The sequence below is a fragment of the Brevundimonas sp. GW821-FHT10E09 genome, from assembly GCF_058809375.1.
Window position 1 is genome coordinate 105,447 of sequence record NZ_JBXASO010000010.1, and the last position, 18,418, is coordinate 123,864.

An 18,418-nucleotide genomic window follows, 5' to 3' on the forward strand; every position below is an offset into this window, starting at 1 on the left:
GCCCCCATGACCGACTACATCATCCGCGACATTTCTCTGGCCGATTGGGGCAAGAAGGAAATCGCGATCGCCGAAACGGAAATGCCGGGCCTGATGGCCCTGCGCGAAGAGTTCGGCGCCAGCCAGCCGCTGAAGGGCGCCCGGATCGCCGGCAGCCTGCACATGACCATCCAGACGGCCGTTCTGATCCAGACGCTGGAAGCCCTGGGCGCCGAAGTCCGCTGGGCCTCGTGCAACATCTTCTCGACCCAGGACCACGCCGCCGCCGCCATCGCCGCCTCGGGCACGCCGGTGTTCGCCACCAAGGGCGAGACCCTGGAGGAATACTGGGACTACGCGCACAAGATCTTCGAATGGGCTGACGGCGGCTATCCGAACCTGATCCTCGACGACGGCGGCGACGCGACCCTGCTGTGCGTGCTCGGCCCCAAGGCCGAGAAGGACATCTCGGTCCTGGCCAATCCCCAGAACGAAGAGGAAGAAGCCCTCTTCAAGGTGATGAAACGCTACATCGCCAAGAAGCCCGGCTTCTACTCGGCCATCCGCGACGCCATCGGCGGCGTGTCGGAAGAGACGACCACGGGCGTTCACCGCCTGTATCAGATGGCCGAAAAGGGCGAGCTGCCCTTCCCCGCCATCAACGTCAACGACAGCGTCACCAAATCCAAGTTCGACAACCTGTACGGCTGCCGTGAATCCCTGGTCGACGCCATCCGTCGCGGCACCGACGTCATGCTGTCGGGCAAGGTCGCCGTGGTCTGCGGCTACGGCGACGTGGGCAAGGGCTCGGCCGCTTCGCTGCGCCAGGGCGGCGCCCGTGTGATCGTGACCGAGATCGACCCGATCTGCGCGCTTCAGGCCGCGATGGAAGGCTATGAGGTCCAGACCCTGGACGACAGCGCCGGCCGGGCCGACATCTATGTGACGACGACCGGCAACAAGGACGTCATCACGGTCGAACACATGCGGCAGATGAAGAACAACGCCATCGTCTGCAACATCGGCCACTTCGACTCGGAGATTCAGGTCGCCGGCCTGAAGAACTTCAAGTGGGACGAGATCAAGCCTCAGGTCCACCACATCGAATTCCCGGACGGCAAGAAGATCATCCTGCTGTCGGAAGGCCGTCTGGTGAACCTGGGCAACGCCACGGGCCACCCGTCCTTCGTGATGTCGGCCTCCTTCACCAACCAGACCCTGGCCCAGATCGAGCTGTGGACCAACGCCAAGTCCTATCAGAACCAGGTCTACACCCTGCCCAAGCACCTGGATGAAAAGGTCGCCCTGCTGCACCTGGCCAAGCTGGGCGCCAAGCTGACCGTCCTGACCCAGGACCAGGCCGACTATATCAACGTGCCGGTCGAAGGCCCGTTCAAGGCGGACCACTACCGTTACTAAGCTCTCCCCGAGGCCGGAACCGCGAGGTTCCAAGTGACGAGGGCGTCTTATGACGTCCTCGTCGTCGGGGCCGGCGCGGCCGGGATGACGGCCGCGATCGAGGCCGGACGTCGCGGACGTCGGGTGCTGGTGGTCGATCACGCCGCCAACCCCGGCGAAAAGATCCGCATCTCCGGCGGCGGTCGGTGCAACTTCACCAATCTGGGCTGCGGCCCGGCGAATTTCCTGGGTGAGAACCCCCGGTTCGCCACCTCGGCCCTGCGTCGCTACACCCAGCACGACTTCGTCAAGCGCGTGGACCGGGCCGGCATCGCCTGGCACGAGAAGACGCTGGGCCAGCTGTTCTGCGACGACAGCGCCAAACAGATCGTCCGCATGTTGACCGACGACATGGCGGCGGCGGGCGTGACCCTGAAGATGAAGACGGGCGTGGACCGCCTGGACCGGTCCGGCGACGGCTGGCGCGTCGTCCTGTCCGACGGAACCCTGGTCACGGCGACCGCCCTGGTCGTGGCGACGGGCGGTAAATCCATCCCCAAGATGGGCGCCACAGGCTGGGCCTACGAGGTCGCGCGCCAGTTCGACATTCGCGTCACCGAAACCCGACCGGCCCTGGTCCCCCTGACGTTCGAGGCCGGCCTGCTCGAAACCCTGATCCCGCTGGCGGGCGTGGCGGTGGACGCCACTGTGGCCTCGGCGCCCGAAGGGGCCAAGGCGCGCAAGGCCAGTTTCAGCGAGGCCATGCTGTTCACCCATCGCGGCCTCAGCGGCCCGGCCATCCTGCAGATCAGCTCCTACTGGCGCGAAGGCGAGGCCATCGTCGCGGCCATGGCGCCGGGACGCAATGTCTTCGACGAGCTGAAGACCGCCAAGGCCGCCAACGGCCGCCAGGCCGTGCACACGGCCCTGGGCCATATCGTGCCGCGGCGACTGGCGGAAAGCCTGTGCGAGCGGGAGGGCGCGGCGGGCAATCTGGCTGATCTGTCCGACGCGGCGCTGCGGCGGCTGGACCAGGCGGTCAACGCCTGGAGCGTAAAGCCGGTCGGGTCCGAAGGCTATCGCACCGCAGAAGTGACCCTCGGCGGGATCGACACCGCCGCCCTGGACCAGCAGACCCTGGCCGCCAAGGCGGTTTCCGGCCTCTATTTCATCGGCGAGGCGGTCGATGTCACCGGTTGGCTGGGCGGCTATAATTTCCAGTGGGCCTGGTCCTCCGGCTGGGCCGCCGGTCAGGTCTGCTGAGCGGGGAACGGCCTGTGGCGCCACGACGCATGGCGGCGAGCCGGCCGGGCGCCTAGCTTGGATCCTGCGGAACGGGCCCCTCTGGCGTCTTCGCGATCCGGCGTATCCCTTCGCCGCATCGTATCGACGCGATGTCGGACCGCACGGATGCGTCGGCGCGACAGGTCTGTCCCCCTCCCGGCCGGTCGCGCCGACGCCCGAACCGACCCGATTCCTGACTGATCTGGAGCCCCGATGCCTCTTCTGATGTGCCCGAACGACAATTCCGCCATGCAGACGCTGGATCGGGACGGCGTGCAGTTCGACATGTGCCCCGCCTGCCGGGGCGTCTGGCTGGACCGCGGCGAACTGGAGAAGCTGATGGCTTCGGCGGCCGAGGACGGTCGCGCCTCTGCGACGCCCGCCGCGCCCCCGTCCCAGTCCCCGTCCCAGCCCCAGCCCCATTCTCAGCCCCAGTCCCAACCCTGGGGCGGAGGGCGTCCCTATGCCGACGACCGGGGCTACAGGGACGACCGGCGCGGCGATGATCGCCATCGGGACGACGACTATCGCTACAAGAAGAAGAAGCGCGACAGCATCTTCGACATCTTCGACTGAGGCTCAGACCTTCAGCCGGGCCGCCTGCATCAGGCTCTGCAGCGCCGCAGACGCCTCGGTATCGGCGTCCGCCGCCTGGCGGACTTCGGGGATCCGCAGCATCTTGACCGCTTCGGCGCGGGCGCGATCCGCAGCAGGCCCCAGAGGCGCGGTCTCGCCATTGGTCATCTTCATCAGGGCCGTCAGCTTCTGAACCGGCGTGGCCTGGGCCCGGCCGATCTGGGCCAGCAGTCCGGCGTCCGCCTCCAGGGTTCCGCCCAGGGCGCCGATGGCCGTCGAAATCTGTCTTTCATCCAGTTCGCCCAGCTGTACGGCCCGCACCGACCGCTGCAGTCGCGCCAGGACCAGCAGCTTCTGCGACACGCTGGGGCCGCCCGGCGCCGACTGGCGCATCTCGCTTTCCAGCCGGACGGAGGCCACGCAGGCGCTGAGCCAGCGCGCCGCCGCCCGCTTGTTGGCCCCTCCGGTGACGTTCTCGCACAGCCGCGTCAGCAGTTCGGCCTCGGACAGGGCGGTCGGACATTGGCGGACATAGGCGCCGACGAAATCGGGCGTGACCAGACTCTTGGATCGGTCGACGAAGGCGTTCTGCACCTCTTCCAGGGTCAGAAGCCGGCCCGCCGCCGCCGTCAGGGCCATGGCGAGGGTGCGCAGGATGTCGATCTCCCCCACCGGGTCGTTGGGCCGCAGCCGCCGCGGGCTGGCCAGTTCGCGCGTCACCATCCGCGCCAGGGACGCCGACAGCTGCGGGAGCTCGCCCCCCGCCAGACGCGCGCCCAGTCGCGCGGCGGGACCTTCGACCGCCGGCGTCATCAGGGCCATGCGGGAATCCAGACCGATCAGCCGTTCGACCTCTCGGGGGGCCACCATGCGCACCACTGCGGCCAGGCTGGCGCCGTGGTCCAGAGACGGGCCCAGGATTTCCGCCAGGTTCGCGCGCACCGCCAGCATTTCCGCCGCGATCTGTTCGACGGCGCCCACGACGAGCCCGCGCGCCGGCCCGGCCGGCGGCGCGGCGTCGATCATGTCCATCAGGCCGTCCAGCCGGTCCCGCGCCCCCTTGCGGTCGGCCAGGGCCTGGGCGACGACGCCGCCCATGACGAAGGCGCGGTCCGCCGATCCGCTCAACCCCTGCGCCAGCTCGGCGATCGACCGTTTTTCCAGGGACGGAAACAGGCCCGAGCGGCCCGCCTTCAGCAACCGTGCGACCGCATCTTCCGACAGCCGCTGGTAGTGGCGCACGACGCTGTGCAGGTCCTGGCCGCTGGCCTGGCTCTCCGGCACGGCGACCTTCTGGACGGCGTGCTGAAGCTCCACGCCGGAGGCGTCGAGTCGCTCGGCCAGGTCTGGCCGGTGCAGGAGTTCGAACGCCGTCGCCCCCTGGCGCTTCAGCCAGTCCTCCAGAACACGGCCGATCAGGGCGCGGGCGTGGGGCGTATAGAGTTCGGCCGGGGCGCTGCACGCCGGGCGAGCGGCCTCGACACTCTTGGGCTTCTTCTTCTCTTCGGGCGCGCCGATCGTCAGGATGTTGAGGCTGTTGAACTCCATCGTGTCCGGATCCAGCGTCTCCTTGGTGACGCGGGCGGCGGCGGCCAGCCGGTCGCGCAGCTGGTCCTCGGCCGTTTCCAGGGCGTGTTTGCGGTCCTCGGTGGCGATCAACAGGGTCCAGCCCGCCGGAGCGGTCTTTCGGACATAGACTTCGTAGTGGATCGGACCGGCCATCCGGGATCATTGAGGCCCAAGGCTTTAAAGGGGGGTTTTCACGACGAATTTTCATCGCGCCGTTGGAAACGAACCCGGCTATCGTTGAAACATCCGGGTTGGCGGCCCATTTGCCTTAGCCCTAATGTGACCGTGATCGAACGGTTACGCTTGCCGTGCGTTCTCGTTCGCGGGAACGGGAAGTTCAGGAGAAGACAACCTTGGCCAACATCACCCTGGTCGATGACGACGAGAACATCGTGGCGTCCGTCTCGCTGGCGCTGGAAAGCCATGGCCACAAGATCACGGCCTACCACGACGGAGCCTCGGGTCTCGCCGCGCTGGAAAGCGCGCCGCCCGACCTCGTCATCCTCGACGTGAAGATGCCGCGCATGGACGGGATGGAGGTGCTGCGCCGCCTGCGTCAGACCTCGCAGATTCCCGTCATCATGCTGACGTCCAAGGACGAGGAGATCGACGAAATCCTCGGCTTCAACCTCGGCGCCGACGACTATATCCACAAACCCTTCAGCCAGCGGCTGCTGATCGAGCGGGTCAAGGCCCTGCTGCGCCGCACCGGCGCCGACGGCGTCGACCCCGAACCCTCGGCCGAGGTTTCCGGCAAGGCGATCAAGCGCGGCAAGCTGAGCATGGACCCGGCCCGTCACGAATCCACCTGGGACGGCAAGCCGGTGAAGCTGACCGTCACCGAATTCCTGCTGCTCCAGGCCCTGGCCCAGCGCCCCGGCTTCGTGAAGAGCCGCGACAACCTGATGGACGCCGCCTACGACGATCAGGTCTATGTCGACGACCGCACCATCGACAGCCACGTGAAGCGGATGCGCAAGAAATTCCGCGCCGTGGACAATGAGTTCGACGCGATCGAGACCCTGTATGGCGTCGGCTACCGCTACCGCGAAAGCTGATCTTCCCGTCGGGCGCGAGCCCGACGAGGAGCCTGTCCGCCGGCCGAGGTTCCGCTTCGGCGGCTCGCGGCTGGGCGGCTTCATCCTGGCGCTCAACCTTCTCAGCCTGCTGATCCTGTTCGGCGGGGCGCTCGTTCTGAACGAATGGCGTCAGGGGCTGATCCAGGCGCGTCAGGAATCGCTGACCGTCCAGGCCGAACTGCTGGGCAATGTCCTGGGCGAACTGGGCATCAGCCGGGGCGTGCCAACCCCGGAGCTGGACGTGGGCGAGGCGGCGAAATGGCTGCGTGACAATTTCGTCCCGAACGGCCAGCGGGTTCGACTCTACGACATCAACGGCCTGCCGGTCATCGACAGCTACGAGGTGACCGAGAACATCCCTGGCCAGGTCCTCCCGCCTGCGCGTCCCGCCGGCACGCCCCCCTCCGGGGAGATCGCCCAGAAGACCCTTCGCGACGCCGAACACAAGAAGGCCGTCGAGGCCGAGGTCGCCGCCGAGGTTGAGCGCGCCCTGGCCGGAGAGCCGCAAACGACCGTCCGGCGCAACGAATCCGGCGACCGCGTCGTCTCCGTCTCGATCCCCATCCGGCATGTCCGCCAGGTGCTGGGCGTCCTGACCCTGGAAGCCGGCAATGTCGATGAGATCCTGGACGATCAGAGACGCGCCCTGGTGCCTTTCGCCCTGGTGGCCCTGGCCGTGAACCTGCTGGCCTCCCTCTTGCTGCATCTGTTCGTGGCGCGGCCGGTCTTGAGGCTGGCGGCGGCGGCGGACCAGGTCCGGCTTCAGCGCGCCCGCGCCATCTCCCTGCCCGACCTGGAGGAGCGCAAGGACGAGATCGGCGACCTGGCCCGGTCGCTGGAGTCGATGACCGACACCCTGTCCACCCGGATGGACGCCATCGAACGGTTCGCCGCCGACGTGTCGCACGAGATCAAGAACCCCCTGACCTCGATCCGTTCGGCGCTGGAGACCCTGCCCCTGGTCAAGACCGACGCCCAGAGGGAGAAGCTGACCAGTCTGCTGCAACAGGACGTGCGCCGCCTGGACCGGCTGATCACCGACATCTCCAACGCCTCGCGTCTGGACGCCGAACTGTCGCGCGACCGGCCTCGCGCCATCGAACTGAACCGTTTGCTGGCCGATATCGTCGGCGTCTATGAGACCACCGCCCGGCCGGACGATATTCCCGTCCGGTTCGAGCCTCCGCCCCAGAGCCTCCGGGTCGCCGGCCGCGACGGTCCCCTGGGACAGGTGTTCCGCAACCTGATCGACAACGCCCGCTCCTTCAGCCCCGCCGGCGGCGAGGTTCGGGTCGTGCTGGAAGAGGTCGAGGGCGACCTGCCCATCCGCATCCGCGTCGAGGATCAGGGGCCCGGGATCCCGCCCGAAAACCTGGAGACCGTGTTCGAGCGCTTCTACACCTCGCGGCCCAAGGGGGCGGCCTTCGGCTCCAACTCGGGCCTGGGCCTGTCCATCGTCCGCCAGATCGTCGAGGCGCATGGCGGCCGCGTCACGGCCGACAACCGGATCGGCGCAGACGGCCAGGTGATCGGCGCCCGGTTCGAGATCGGCCTGCCGTCCGCCGCGTCGCCCGGTCGTCGCTCATGACCGACCCGTCGCCCGTTCACGCCACCACGGTCGCCGTCCGCCGGGACGGGGCCTGGACGGCGGTGATGATCCTGGGTCCGTCGGGCGCCGGCAAGAGCGATCTGGCCCTGCGGCTGATCGGGCGGGGCTGGCGACTGGTCAGCGACGACTATACCCGGGTCTGGGCGTCCGGCGGCGCGCTTCATGCGACCGCCCCGGCCGCCATCGCCGGTCGGATCGAGGCGCGCGGGGTCGGAATCGTGTCCGTCAGGACACGGCTGGTCGCCAGAGTCGTCCTGGCCGTCGCCTGTGTTCCCGAAGCGGTCGAACGGCTTCCGGAGCCGCAGACGCGGCGCTTCTGCGGGATCGACCTGCCCCTGCTGGCGCTGGACCCCCGCCCCGCCTCGGCCGTCGAGATGGTCGCAGTCGCGCTTCAGACGCTTTGAACCCGCGCATAACGGGTCTATGACACGCCCCTTGCGGTCCAAAACGGATGCGTCCGGCCTCCCTGGCGGGCGCGGGGAGGTCCGGGGACGGTTCAGGGCGGGATGCGAGTGAAGTTCTCATGATTGGCCTGGTTATCGTCACCCATGGGGGACTGGCCTCGGAGTTTCTTTCGGCGATGGAGCATGTGGTCGGGCCGCAGCGCGGCGTCGCGGCCATATGCATCGGGCCGGATGACGACATGGAGCGGCGCCGTCGCGACATCGTCGACGCCGCCGCCGCCGTGAACGACGGCGACGGGGTGATCCTGTTAACCGACATGTTCGGCGGCACCCCGTCCAACCTGGCGATATCGGTGATGGAACAGACCCACGCCGAGGTCATCGCCGGCCTGAACCTGCCCATGCTGATCAAGCTGGCCAGCGTGCGCGGGCGCGAGACCCTGGAGGCCTGCGTGGCCCACGCCCAGGACGCCGGGCGCAAATACATCTCGGTGGCGTCCTGGGTGCTCGCGGGCGAAAAATGAGCGTGAAGACGACTCTCGACATCTGCAATACGCGCGGCCTGCACGCCCGCGCCTCGGCCAAGTTCGTCAAACTGGCCTCCAGCTTCGACAGCGAGATCCATGTGACCCGCGACGGCGTCTCGGTGGACGCCCGTTCGATCATGGGCCTGCTGATGCTGGGCGCCGGCATCGGCTGCAGCATCGAAGTCTCGGCTGAGGGCGCAGACGCCGAAGAGGCGATCGAGGCCCTGACGGACCTCGTCGCGCGCAAGTTCGACGAGGATCAGTAGGGGGCTTCCGCCCCCGGATTACAGGCCCAGGGCGCGGCGGATGTCGCGCCAGTCCACATATTTGAAGTTCTGGGTGCCCACGTCGTTCACGTCGTCCTGGATGACGACCAGACCTTCGGGGAAGGGACCGACCGCGCCGCTGGCGGCGGCCAGGCCGTCCGTGCCGGTGACGCCGTCCACCACGCCGTCCACGATCTTGAACCGGCCCTTGTACTGCGGGGCGGCGCCGTCGATGCGCCAGACCGGGAAGGTCGAATCGCCCTGGCTGGACGCGATCAGATAGCGTTTGTCGCCATCCGTCAGCGTGGTCAGCCCCTCGGCGTCGGCGACCAGGACGTCCTTGGCGATGGGCTGGACCAGGGTCCGCGCCGCGCCCGACGCCGGGTCGAGGCCATAGCGCCACAGGCCGACATTCTCCTCGTTGATATAGAGGGCGTTCGTGGCCTCGTCGGCGGCGCAGCCTTCGGAAATGGTTCCGATCTCGGCGCGACGCACCTCGCGCGAGACCGGCTGACCGGCCGCATCGACGCTCAGCACGAACTGTCGCAGTTCGCCCTCATGCCCCACCAGGACCGCGTGGATCTCAGCACCGCGTCGCGCGAAACAGAAGCCGTAGGGTTCGATCACGTCGGTGGCGATGGCGCCCCAGGGGCGGACGGCGTTCTGGCCGGTCCCGGCCGGATCGAACAGATACAGCGAGATTCCCGTCTTGCCCGGCGTGCGGTCGCTGGCGCCCAGCACCAGCTGCGGCCGGCCGTCGATGTTCAATCCCTCGATCAGGTCGACATTGTTCAGCAGGCCTTCCGGCAGGAACTGCAGGATCCGGCCGTCGAAACCGTAGATGTAGAGGCCCGACTTCTTGTCCGTCCCGGCCACGAAGCCCTGAGTGGCCTGGCCCATCACCATGACCGGCGCAGCCGAGGCCCAGACGGCGGGATCGTCCGCCGCGTCCTGGCCGGCCGTGCCGACCGAGGGGGTTTCCAGCACGGCCTGGACCGGCGCGCCCGGCCCGACGAAGCCTTCGCCCTCGCCCTGGAAATCGACCTCGCGGGTCGCGCAGGCGGTCAGCATCAGGGCCGCGAGCGAGACGCCCGCTAGAATCTTGGCTGGCTTGAACGTCATGACTGGCCCCCGACAGAATCTGCTGCGTCCTGATCGGCAAGGCTCCGCGGCGCGTCAATGGACATATTGTGACGTTTGCACGACGAAATCGCATGATTTCGGCCGTTGTCGGATCATTCGCAATCTCACTGACAAGGAAACGAGCGGCAAGCGTCGCCAAAACGTCGCGATCTTTTTGCCGCCTGGGGGTAAGCGCGGCTGTATTCGTCGGGAGCAAACCCGACATTGGGGACCTCGTCATGAAATTCCATCTCCTCGCGGGCGCTTCGCTCGCGTCGCTCGCCGCTGTGACCGCCGCCCTGCCGGCCCACGCCTATGAAGCCTCCGCCCTGGCCGCCTCGGTCGCCGTCGCAGGCGAAGTCGTTCACGGCCGGGTCACCAACGCCGCCGGGGACGCGCTTCCGGGCGCCGAGGTGATCGTGCGAGCCACCGGACAACGCGCCGTGACCAACACCCAGGGCGAGTTCGATCTCGTCCTGCCGACCGGCACGGCCGTGCTGGACGTCCGCTATATCGGCCAGCCCTCGGCGACCCAGACCGTCAGCGTGGTCCAGGGCGGAACCGAAGTGTCGATCATGCTGGGCGCAGGCGAGGCCGCGACCGTCAGCGACGTCATCGTCACCGGCGTCATCACCGACGGTGTGGCGCGGTCGCTGAACCAGCAGAAGAACGCCGACGGCACGGTCAATGTCCTGTCCGCCGACGCCATCGGCCGCTATCCCGACCCCAACGTCGCCGAATCCCTGCAGCGCGTGCAAGGCATCGCCATCCAGCGCGACCAGGGCGAAGGCCGCTACATCAACGTCCGCGGCGCGCCCTCGGCCTTCACCGCCGTCTCGGTGGACGGGGTCCAGGTTCCCGCTGTCGATCCGGGCACCCGCGCCGTCGATCTGGACACCCTGCCCAGCGACATCGTCGCCAATGTCGAGGTCTCAAAGACGCTCCTGCCCAGCCAGGAAGCCGATTCCATCGCCGGCGCCGTCAACATCAAGACCCGTTCGCCCTTCGACAAGCGCCGCCTGGCCGTCAGCGGCTACGCCGGCGGCAGCTATAACGACTACGGCGGTTCCGACACCCGCGCCGCCGCCACGGCGTCCAACGTCTTCGCCAATGAGACCTTCGGCGCCCTGCTGTCGGTCAGCTATTCCGAAACCAACCGCCGCCCTGACAATGTCGAGAACGCCTGGGTCAAGGAAGAGCAGAACGGCGCCGAGATCTTCGTGCTCGAAGAGAGCCTGTTCAAGGACTACGAGACCAAGCGCACCCGCCAGGCCGTGACCGGCGCCCTCGAATGGCGCCCGACCGACGACTTCCGCGCCTATCTGCGCGGATCGTTCGCCCAGTTCGAAGACGACGAATACCGCAACACCCTGGGCCTCATCTATTCGGACGGTAAGCTGCAACCCGGGGCCACCGACACCACCGCGACCTACACCGGGGCGCGTATCACCCGCCAAATCCGTCACCGCACCCAAAAGAACGATATCACCACCCTGGTGGCCGGCGGCGAAAAGACATTCGGCAACGGCGGCGTCTGGGACGCCAGCCTGTCTTGGGCGAAGAGCGAACAGAGCTACCCGAACCGCAATGAACTGCTGTATCGCTCCAGCGCGACAACGCTGAGCTACAACACCGCGGATCACTATATGCCGAGCTATTCGGTGTTCAGCGATCCGACCGGCTTCTACCGTGACCCGACCAAGTTCACTTTCCGCGAAAACACCTTCCGCGAAAACACCACCTCGCAGGAAGACGTCGCCTTCAAGACCAACTTCGAGCTGCCCAGCCAGTTCGCCGGTCGCGACGTGACGTGGAAGTTCGGTGCCAAGTTCAACAGCCGCGAGATCAATGCGGACGAGCAGCGCTACCGCAACCGCGCCTCTTCGGCGAGCCCGGGCACGCTGGCGTCGGTGCTGAGCGACCGTGAATCGCGCAACTACGACTATGACCTCGGCTTCAAGTTCGACGCTGACCTGGCCGACGCCTATTTCGCCAGCGCGCGCGCCGCGTCTCCGATCCGCGAGCCTGACTCCATCACTGCGGACTACACGGCTCGGGAAGACATCCTCGCCGGCTACGCCCAGGCGCGGTTCGACCTTGGCGCCACCAATGTCATCGTCGGCGTCCGGGTCGAGAACACCAAGTTCGACGGCGACGCCGCCAAGGTGGTCGATGGCGCCGTCAGCCCGACCTCCGTCAGCCGCGACGACACGGAGTTCTTCCCGAACTTGACCGTGCGCCATAGCTTCTCCGACAATCTGATCGGTCGCTTCGCCCTGACGCGGTCCATCTCACGGCCGGAGTTCGATCAGATCGTTCCCCGCCGCATCGAGGAAACCGACGGGTCGAACATTTCCTACGAAATCGGCAACCCCGATCTCCAGCCGACCCTGTCGAACAACATCGACGCCGGTCTCGAATACTATTTCAACAGCCTGGGGGTCGTCTCGGCCAACGCCTTCTACAAGGACCTGACGGACTACCGCTATGTTCTGAAGTACACCGAGCCCTTCGGCGCCGACGGCGAGGCGGACTTCGAGACTCCGGTCAATGCGCCGGACGGTCACCTGGCCGGTCTTGAGCTGAACCTGCAGCAGAAGTTCGACTTCCTGCCTGGTCTTCTGTCCGGCTTCGGCGTCTTCGCCAACTACACCTGGACGGACGCCGAGATCAAAACCGATCGACTGTATGCAGGGCGCGACACCTTCTCCCTGCCCGGCCAGTCGGACAGCAACTACAATGCGGCCCTCTTCTACGAAATGGCCGGGTTCAGCGCCCGTCTGTCCTACACCAAGCGCGGCGATTATCTGGACGAGATCAACGCCGACGACGCCGATCTGGACCTCTATGTCGAGGGCCGCGAACAGCTGGACTTCACCACCAGCTATGACTTCGGCAACGGGGTCGAATTGTTCGGCGAGGCCAAGAACCTGACCGACTCGGCCGGTGTTCGCTACTATGGCTCGCGCGAGCGCACCTACGAGTACGAGAAGTTCGGCTACAACATCTTCGTCGGCGTCCGCTTCAAGCTCTAGGACCCCGAAACCTAGACGCAGAAAGGGCCGGACGGCGACGTCCGGCCCTTTTTCATGGGCGATGCGCGCCGCGCTTCCGGGCGGCTTGACGACGGGCCTCGTCATGAGGTCTGGGTATCGGAGACCACCCCCGCTCCGCTGGTTCGCCCCTTGCAGATCCTGGCGAACCTGGGCGGCGGACGCCCCAGATTGAAACGGATCGACCGAATGTTTCTCGAAGGCGAGGTCAACTGGACGCTGATCTTCGGCATCACGGCCGTCGTCGGCTACGCCCTCGCGGCCGTCGCCCTCTGGTTCGCCGTGACCCACGGCGCCCGCCACGCCAGCGCAAGCGACCAGCTCGACATCGTCCAGAAGGTGGCCGAATCCTCGGACAGACGCCTGTTCGAGACGATGAACGCCGTGCCCGTGGCCATGGTCGAGACCGACAGCACGGGCAAGTTCGTCTTCGCCAACCGCGCCGCCCATCAGCTGCTGGGCCGTCGCGACGCCGAACTGCTGGGCCTGCGCTTCCATTCCGCGACCTGGGGCATCACCTTCCCGGACGGCAAGCCGATCCCCGCCGACCTGCTGCCCAGCGCCCGGGCCCTGCGCGGCCAGACGGTGCGGGGCTTCCAGCATCTGATGATGAACGCCGCGACCCGCAAGAAGATGCTGGTTTCGGTCACGGCCATGCCGATCGAGAACGAACGGGGCCAGATCACCGGCTCCATCGCCGCCATCGTCGAGACCGACGTCCTGACCACCCCCGCCATCGAACCGGCGCCGCCCCCGCCGCCGCCCGCCGCCCGGCCCAGCCTGGCCGACCGGGTGTTCGACGCCGCCTCCGGCGCCTTGGTGGTGGTCGACGCCGACGGCCGCATCCGCCAGGCCAACCGCACCGCCCTGATCATGCTGGGGCGCGGCGAGGGGGTGACGGGTTCCGACTTCGCCGACCTGTTCCTGCCGCTGGACCGTCGCACCGAGGGCCGCCAGGCCTTGCGCGCCGCCCTGAACGCCGATGACGGCGAGGCTGCGCCGATCGAGACGGTGGACGCGGACGGCGCGGGGATCCGCTGGACCCTGACGCCCCTGGCCGACGAGGCGGATCGTCCGGACGCCGTCCTGCTGGCCGGCGCCCCCTTGGCCGACATCGCCCCGATGGAGACCGGCTCTGAAACCGCAGAACCGGCCCCTCTGTCCGATGCGCCGGAAGACGACGCCGGCCAGGACGATCCGCGCGATCCCGTCGCCGAGGCCCTTCAAACGGCGCAGGCGGACTTCGCCCGCCGCGAGAGCGAAATCCTGGCCGCCCATAATCAGGCCCTGCTGGACACGGTCGCCGAGGCCGCGCGCGCCGAACAGGCGGTTCGCGCCGAGCTGGAGGCCGAACGGCGCATGGCCAATGTCGGCCGTCTGGCCGGCGGCGTGACCCATGATTTCAACGCCCTTCTGGGAGTCATGACCTCGGCCCTGGACATGATGCTGCGCCATGCCGACGAGCCCGAGCGCATCCGCCGCCTGGGCCAGGCGGCCCTGGCCGCCGGTCAGCGCGGCGAACGCCTGACCCGCCGCCTCAGCGCCTTCTCGCAGGACGAGGACCGCACCAATCTTCAGCGGCTGGACGTCGGGATCTTCCTGGCGGGCCTGGAGACCAAGCTGCGTCTGCTGTCGGGGCCGTCGATCGACCTGATGATCGAAACCCCGGCCCAACCGGCCTTCGCCCGGATCGATCCGGCGGCCTTCGAGGCGGCGGTGCTGGCCCTGACGCGAAACGCGGTCGAGGCGTCGAACGGCGTCGGGTCGGTCGCGGTGCGGCTGGCGATGATGGCCGACGACAGCCTGAGACTGAGCGTGCGCGATTCCGGCCCCGGCATGGACGCCGACACCCTGCGCCGCGCGGCCGAGCCCTTCTTCACCACCCGGCCGGACGCGGCCGGCCTGGGCCTGTCGCAGGCCTTCGCCTTTGCGCGCCAGTCCTCGGGCGCCCTGGCGATCGACAGCACGCCGGGCGAAGGGGCGGAGGTCTCCGTCACCCTGCCCCGCGCGGAGCAGCAGGACGCGGACGCGAGCGAAAATACGGGCCAGACGGACGAACCGGCGCCTGAAATCGTCTCCTGACGGCTTCCTACCCCTGCAAAGGTCGATTCCGGCGTCCCATATGTCGCCCGGCGGTTGACCCCTGCGGGGTCGGCGCTAGTGTCCGCCCGCCTGCCCCCACGCGCCAGAAGACCAGAGGATATCATGGCCGAAGCCCCCGTTCCCTACGACGTCGTCATCATCGGCGGAGGGCCCGGCGGCTATAACGCCGCGATCCGCGCCGGCCAGCTGGGCCTGAAGGTCGCCTGCGTCGAGATGCGCGCCACCCTGGGGGGCACCTGCCTGAACGTCGGCTGCATGCCGTCCAAGGCCCTGCTCCACGCCTCGGAAATGTTCGACGCCGCCAACAGCGAGTTCGCCAAGATCGGCATCGAGGTCCAGCCCAAGCTGAACCTGGGCCAGATGCACAAGGCCAAGGACGACAGCGTCACCGCCCTGACCAAGGGGATCGAGTTCCTGTTCAAGAAGAACAAGGCCGACTGGATCAAGGGCCGCGGCAAGATCGTCGCCAAAGGCAAGGTCGAGGTGACCGCCGCCGACGGTTCGGTCCAGACGCTTGAGGCCAGGAACATCGTCATCGCCACCGGCTCGGAGCCCACCCCCCTGCCGGGCGTCGCCTTCGAGGCGGGCAAGGTGATCGATTCCACCGGCGCCCTGTCCCTTCCGGCCGTGCCGAAGAAGCTGATCGTCATCGGCGCCGGCATCATCGGCCTGGAGCTGGGTTCGGTCTGGCGCCGCCTGGGCGCCGAGGTGACGGTGGTCGAATTCCTGGACCGGATCACCCCCGGCATGGACACCGAGGTCGCCACCGCCTTCCAGCGCACCCTGACCAAACAGGGCATGGTCTTCAAACTGGGCGCCAAGGTCACGGGCGCCAAGCCGGTCAAGGACGGGGTCGAACTGACGGTCGAACCGTCGGCCGGCGGCGCCGCCGAAACCCTGAAGGGCGACGTCGTCCTGGTCGCCATCGGCCGCCGCCCCTACACCGAGGGCCTGGGTCTGGAGACCATCGGCGTCACGCCGGACAAGCGCGGCTTCATCGACCATGACCACTTCAAGGTCGCCGGCCAAGTCAACGAGGGCGGCGTCTGGGTGATCGGCGACGTGACCCACGGCCCGATGCTGGCGCACAAGGCGGAAGAAGACGCGGTCGCCGTGATCGACACCATCGCCGGCAAATACGGCCACGTCGACTACGCTCTGGTGCCCAACGTCGTCTACACCTTCCCCGAAGTGGCCTGGGTCGGCCAGACCGAGGACCAGCTGAAGGCCGCCGGCATCGCGTACAAGAAGGGCAAATTCCCCTTCACCGCCAACAGCCGCGCCAAGATCAACCACGAGACCGACGGCTTCGTGAAGGTTCTGGCCGACGCCGCCACCGACAAGGTTCTGGGCGTCCACATCATGGGTCCGCAGGCCGGCGAGATGATCCACGAGGCCGCCATCACCATGAGCTTCGGCGGCGCCTCGGAAGACATCGCCCGCACCTGCCACGCCCACCCGACCCGTTCGGAAGCCGTCCGCCAGGCGGCCATGGACGTCGAAGGCTGGATGATGCAGGCCTGATCCGCCGCGCCCCGACGGGCGTCTGACATGAAAAAGGCCCGCTCGGCAGTCGCCGAGCGGGCTTTTTTGATCTTGTCCGGCTTGGGCTTAGGCGGCCCAGACGGTCCGGGCGTCCTGAGACTGGCTGTCCACACCCGGCTCGCCGATGCGGAAGCGCGACACCAGCTCGGCCAGTTTTTCCGCCTCCTGGCTCAGCGCCTGGTTGGCGGCGGTGGTCTGTTCGACCATGGCGGCGTTCTGCTGGGTCGTCTGGTCCATCTGGTTCACGGCGACATTGATCTCGGCCAGACCCACGGCCTGTTCCTGGGCCGAGGCGGCGATTTCGCCCGCCAACTGGTTGATCTCGGCCACCTGGTTGATCAGGGCGGTCAGGGCGCCGCCGGTCTGGGACACCAGCCGGGCGCCTTCGCCGACGCTGGCGCCCGAGGCGGCGATCAGGCCCTTGATCTCGCGCGCGGCGTCGGCGGAACGCTGGGCCAGGGCGCGCACTTCCGACGCCACCACGGCGAAGCCGCGGCCGGCCTCGCCGGCCCGCGCCGCCTCGACGCCCGCGTTCAGGGCCAGAAGATTGGTCTGGAAGGCGATCTCGTCGATGACGCCGATGATCTCGCCGATCCTGCCCGAGGTCGCCTCGATCTCGCCCATGGCGGCGGTGGTGTCGGCGATGATCCGCTCGCGCGTTCCGGCCCCGCCGCGCGCCTGGGCGGTGATCTCGGCGGCGGACCGGGCGCCCTCGGCCGTCTTGCGGACAGTGACGGTGATCTGATCCAGGGCGGCGGCGGTCTGTTCCAGGGCGGCGGCCTGGCGTTCGGTGCGGCGCGACAGGTCGTCGGTGGCCGTGGACACCTCGGCGGTTCCGGCGCGCATCGCCCCGACCAGATCGACGATATCGGCCATGGTGGCGGCCAGGGTGTCGGCGGCGGTGTTGTAATCGTCCTTCAGCTTGCGGCTGCGCTCGGCGAAGCTGGCGGTGATGCGGTGGTTCAGGTCGCCGCGCGCCAGGGCCGCCAGACCCTGGCCCAGGGCCCCGACCACGACGGCGTCTTCCTCGGCCAGGCGTTCGCGCTCGGCCTCGCTGGCGGCGTGGGTGGCGCGGGCGGTTTCGCGCATCGCCTCGGCCTCGGTCTCGGTCGCCTTCTGACGCACGGCGGCGTCGCGGAAGGCGATGACGGCGCGCGCGATCTGACCGATGTCGTCGCCGCGCGAGACCCAGGGGGCGTCGAAATCGGTGCGGCCCTGACGCAGGGCCTCCATCCGCTCGCACAGGGCCTGCAGCGGCGAGAACATGCGGCGCGAGGCGACCAGACAGCCGCCCACCACCAGCAAGGTGACGACGACGCCGCAGATCAGCAGGCCGGCCATCATATGGTTCACCGAGGCCATGAAGTCGGCCTTGGGAATGCCGACATACAGCACGCCGATGGTCTGGCCGGCGGCGTTCTTGATCGGGTCGTAGGCGACGAAATAGGGCTTGCCCAGGATGTCGGCCTGACCACGATAGGGTTTGCCGGACTTCAGCACCGCGTCATAGACGGGGCCGGGCTTGAGTTTGGTGCCGACAGCGCGCGAACCGTCGTCCTTGACCACATTGGTCGTGACCCGCAGGTCGTCCATGAAGACCGTCGCCGTGCCCCCCACCAGGGCCTTGATCCGATCGACCGGTTCGACGAAGTCGTTCATCGGCGTGGAGCCGACATACAGTCGGCCGTCCCGCGCCGAAAACCCGTCGCCGTAGTCGGCCAGCACGTCCCAGGCGACGCGCATATTGGCCTCCTGGCGTTCGGCGGCGCTGGCCTCTGCATCCCGGGTCAGCAGCACCACGGCCACCGCCAGCAGGATCGCGGTCAGGGCGGCCAGGGCGCCGATCACCATGAGGGCGATCTTGGCCGAAAGGGAAAGCGCGCTGGGTTTCATCGCCGTATCCA

Annotated in this window: 14 protein-coding genes; 11 read left to right on the top strand and 3 right to left on the bottom strand. The window is 67.9% G+C overall.

Annotation, left to right across the window (positions count from 1 at the left end; translation table 11 throughout):
• The first annotated feature begins 6 nt into the window (after positions 1-6).
• From ahcY to AC1RSI_RS11045, 3 genes are all read left to right on the top strand, one after another.
• On the top strand, positions 7-1,398 hold the full coding sequence (gene ahcY, locus AC1RSI_RS11035; protein ID WP_035310511.1) for an adenosylhomocysteinase: 1,392 nt from the start codon (positions 7-9) through the stop codon (positions 1,396-1,398).
• Positions 1,399-1,431: 33 nt separating this feature from the next.
• Entirely contained in the window at positions 1,432-2,640 is a 1,209-nt protein-coding gene (locus tag AC1RSI_RS11040; RefSeq protein ID WP_492322599.1) for a BaiN/RdsA family NAD(P)/FAD-dependent oxidoreductase, read from the top strand.
• A gap of 234 nt (positions 2,641-2,874) precedes the next feature.
• The gene (locus AC1RSI_RS11045) at positions 2,875-3,237 is read left to right on the top strand and encodes a TFIIB-type zinc ribbon-containing protein (protein ID WP_040349855.1); all 363 of its coding nucleotides are present in this window, start codon (positions 2,875-2,877) and stop codon (positions 3,235-3,237) included.
• Between the two features lie 3 nt (positions 3,238-3,240).
• On the opposite strand, the gene AC1RSI_RS11050 is transcribed toward AC1RSI_RS11045, so the two are convergent.
• Positions 3,241-4,959, bottom strand: coding sequence for a hypothetical protein (locus tag AC1RSI_RS11050; protein ID WP_008261656.1), 1,719 nt, complete (start codon positions 4,957-4,959; stop codon positions 3,241-3,243).
• Positions 4,960-5,159: 200 nt separating this feature from the next.
• On the opposite strand from AC1RSI_RS11050, the gene chvI reads away from it, so the two are divergent.
• The 5 genes from chvI to AC1RSI_RS11075 all read left to right on the top strand — a co-directional run bounded on the left by chvI (position 5,160) and on the right by AC1RSI_RS11075 (position 8,691).
• A complete protein-coding gene (gene chvI / locus AC1RSI_RS11055) occupies positions 5,160-5,864 on the top strand; it encodes a two-component response regulator ChvI (RefSeq protein ID WP_008261186.1) in 705 nt (234 codons plus the stop codon).
• Positions 5,833-7,473, top strand: a complete 1,641-nt coding sequence (gene chvG / locus AC1RSI_RS11060) for a two-component sensor histidine kinase ChvG (RefSeq protein WP_035309965.1) — start codon at positions 5,833-5,835, stop codon at positions 7,471-7,473. Before chvI ends, chvG begins: the two co-directional genes overlap by 32 nt.
• Positions 7,470-7,898, top strand: coding sequence for an HPr kinase/phosphorylase (locus AC1RSI_RS11065; RefSeq protein ID WP_008258830.1), 429 nt, complete (start codon positions 7,470-7,472; stop codon positions 7,896-7,898). The genes chvG and AC1RSI_RS11065 overlap by 4 nt, the downstream gene beginning before the upstream one ends.
• A 119-nt stretch (positions 7,899-8,017) precedes the next feature.
• Positions 8,018-8,422: a PTS sugar transporter subunit IIA gene (locus tag AC1RSI_RS11070; protein ID WP_008262883.1), complete on the top strand. Its 405-nt coding sequence runs from the start codon at positions 8,018-8,020 to the stop codon at positions 8,420-8,422.
• Positions 8,419-8,691, top strand: a complete 273-nt coding sequence (locus tag AC1RSI_RS11075; RefSeq protein WP_008262858.1) for an HPr family phosphocarrier protein — start codon at positions 8,419-8,421, stop codon at positions 8,689-8,691. The genes AC1RSI_RS11070 and AC1RSI_RS11075 overlap by 4 nt, the downstream gene beginning before the upstream one ends.
• Positions 8,692-8,709: 18 nt before the next feature.
• Here the strand turns inward: AC1RSI_RS11075 and AC1RSI_RS11080 are convergent, their stop codons facing one another.
• Positions 8,710-9,813 (bottom strand): phytase, encoded by a 1,104-nt coding sequence (locus AC1RSI_RS11080; RefSeq protein WP_035309969.1) that lies wholly within the window; start codon positions 9,811-9,813, stop codon positions 8,710-8,712.
• A 239-nt stretch (positions 9,814-10,052) separates the two neighbouring features.
• Between AC1RSI_RS11080 and AC1RSI_RS11085 the strand changes: the two genes are divergently transcribed.
• The 3 genes from AC1RSI_RS11085 to lpdA all read left to right on the top strand — a co-directional run bounded on the left by AC1RSI_RS11085 (position 10,053) and on the right by lpdA (position 16,493).
• Entirely contained in the window at positions 10,053-12,848 is a 2,796-nt protein-coding gene (locus AC1RSI_RS11085) for a TonB-dependent receptor (protein WP_035309971.1), read from the top strand.
• A gap of 207 nt (positions 12,849-13,055) precedes the next feature.
• Complete coding sequence (locus AC1RSI_RS11090) at positions 13,056-14,948, top strand: PAS domain-containing sensor histidine kinase (protein ID WP_447941270.1); 1,893 nt, start codon at positions 13,056-13,058, stop codon at positions 14,946-14,948.
• A gap of 123 nt (positions 14,949-15,071) precedes the next feature.
• A complete protein-coding gene (gene lpdA, locus AC1RSI_RS11095) occupies positions 15,072-16,493 on the top strand; it encodes a dihydrolipoyl dehydrogenase (RefSeq protein WP_035308683.1) in 1,422 nt (473 codons plus the stop codon).
• Between the two features lie 87 nt (positions 16,494-16,580).
• Here lpdA and AC1RSI_RS11100 read toward each other — a convergent pair whose 3' ends face one another.
• Positions 16,581-18,407 (bottom strand): methyl-accepting chemotaxis protein, encoded by a 1,827-nt coding sequence (locus AC1RSI_RS11100; RefSeq protein ID WP_008261667.1) that lies wholly within the window; start codon positions 18,405-18,407, stop codon positions 16,581-16,583.
• Between the last annotated feature and the right edge of the window lie 11 nt (positions 18,408-18,418).

What these genes read in the sequence shown, in the direction of transcription:
- ahcY (WP_035310511.1), top strand. Translation starts at nt 7, where the DNA reads ATGACCGACTACATCATCCGCGACATTTCTCTGGCCGATTGGGGCAAG.
- AC1RSI_RS11045 (WP_040349855.1), top strand. Translation starts at nt 2,875, where the DNA reads ATGCCTCTTCTGATGTGCCCGAACGACAATTCCGCCATGCAGACGCTG.
- AC1RSI_RS11050 (WP_008261656.1), bottom strand. Translation starts at nt 4,959, where the DNA reads ATGGCCGGTCCGATCCACTACGAAGTCTATGTCCGAAAGACCGCTCCG.
- chvG (WP_035309965.1), top strand. Translation starts at nt 5,833, where the DNA reads ATGGCGTCGGCTACCGCTACCGCGAAAGCTGATCTTCCCGTCGGGCGC.
- AC1RSI_RS11065 (WP_008258830.1), top strand. Translation starts at nt 7,470, where the DNA reads ATGACCGACCCGTCGCCCGTTCACGCCACCACGGTCGCCGTCCGCCGG.
- AC1RSI_RS11070 (WP_008262883.1), top strand. Translation starts at nt 8,018, where the DNA reads ATGATTGGCCTGGTTATCGTCACCCATGGGGGACTGGCCTCGGAGTTT.
- AC1RSI_RS11075 (WP_008262858.1), top strand. Translation starts at nt 8,419, where the DNA reads ATGAGCGTGAAGACGACTCTCGACATCTGCAATACGCGCGGCCTGCAC.
- AC1RSI_RS11080 (WP_035309969.1), bottom strand. Translation starts at nt 9,813, where the DNA reads ATGACGTTCAAGCCAGCCAAGATTCTAGCGGGCGTCTCGCTCGCGGCC.
- AC1RSI_RS11085 (WP_035309971.1), top strand. Translation starts at nt 10,053, where the DNA reads ATGAAATTCCATCTCCTCGCGGGCGCTTCGCTCGCGTCGCTCGCCGCT.
- AC1RSI_RS11090 (WP_447941270.1), top strand. Translation starts at nt 13,056, where the DNA reads ATGTTTCTCGAAGGCGAGGTCAACTGGACGCTGATCTTCGGCATCACG.
- lpdA (WP_035308683.1), top strand. Translation starts at nt 15,072, where the DNA reads ATGGCCGAAGCCCCCGTTCCCTACGACGTCGTCATCATCGGCGGAGGG.
- AC1RSI_RS11100 (WP_008261667.1), bottom strand. Translation starts at nt 18,407, where the DNA reads ATGAAACCCAGCGCGCTTTCCCTTTCGGCCAAGATCGCCCTCATGGTG.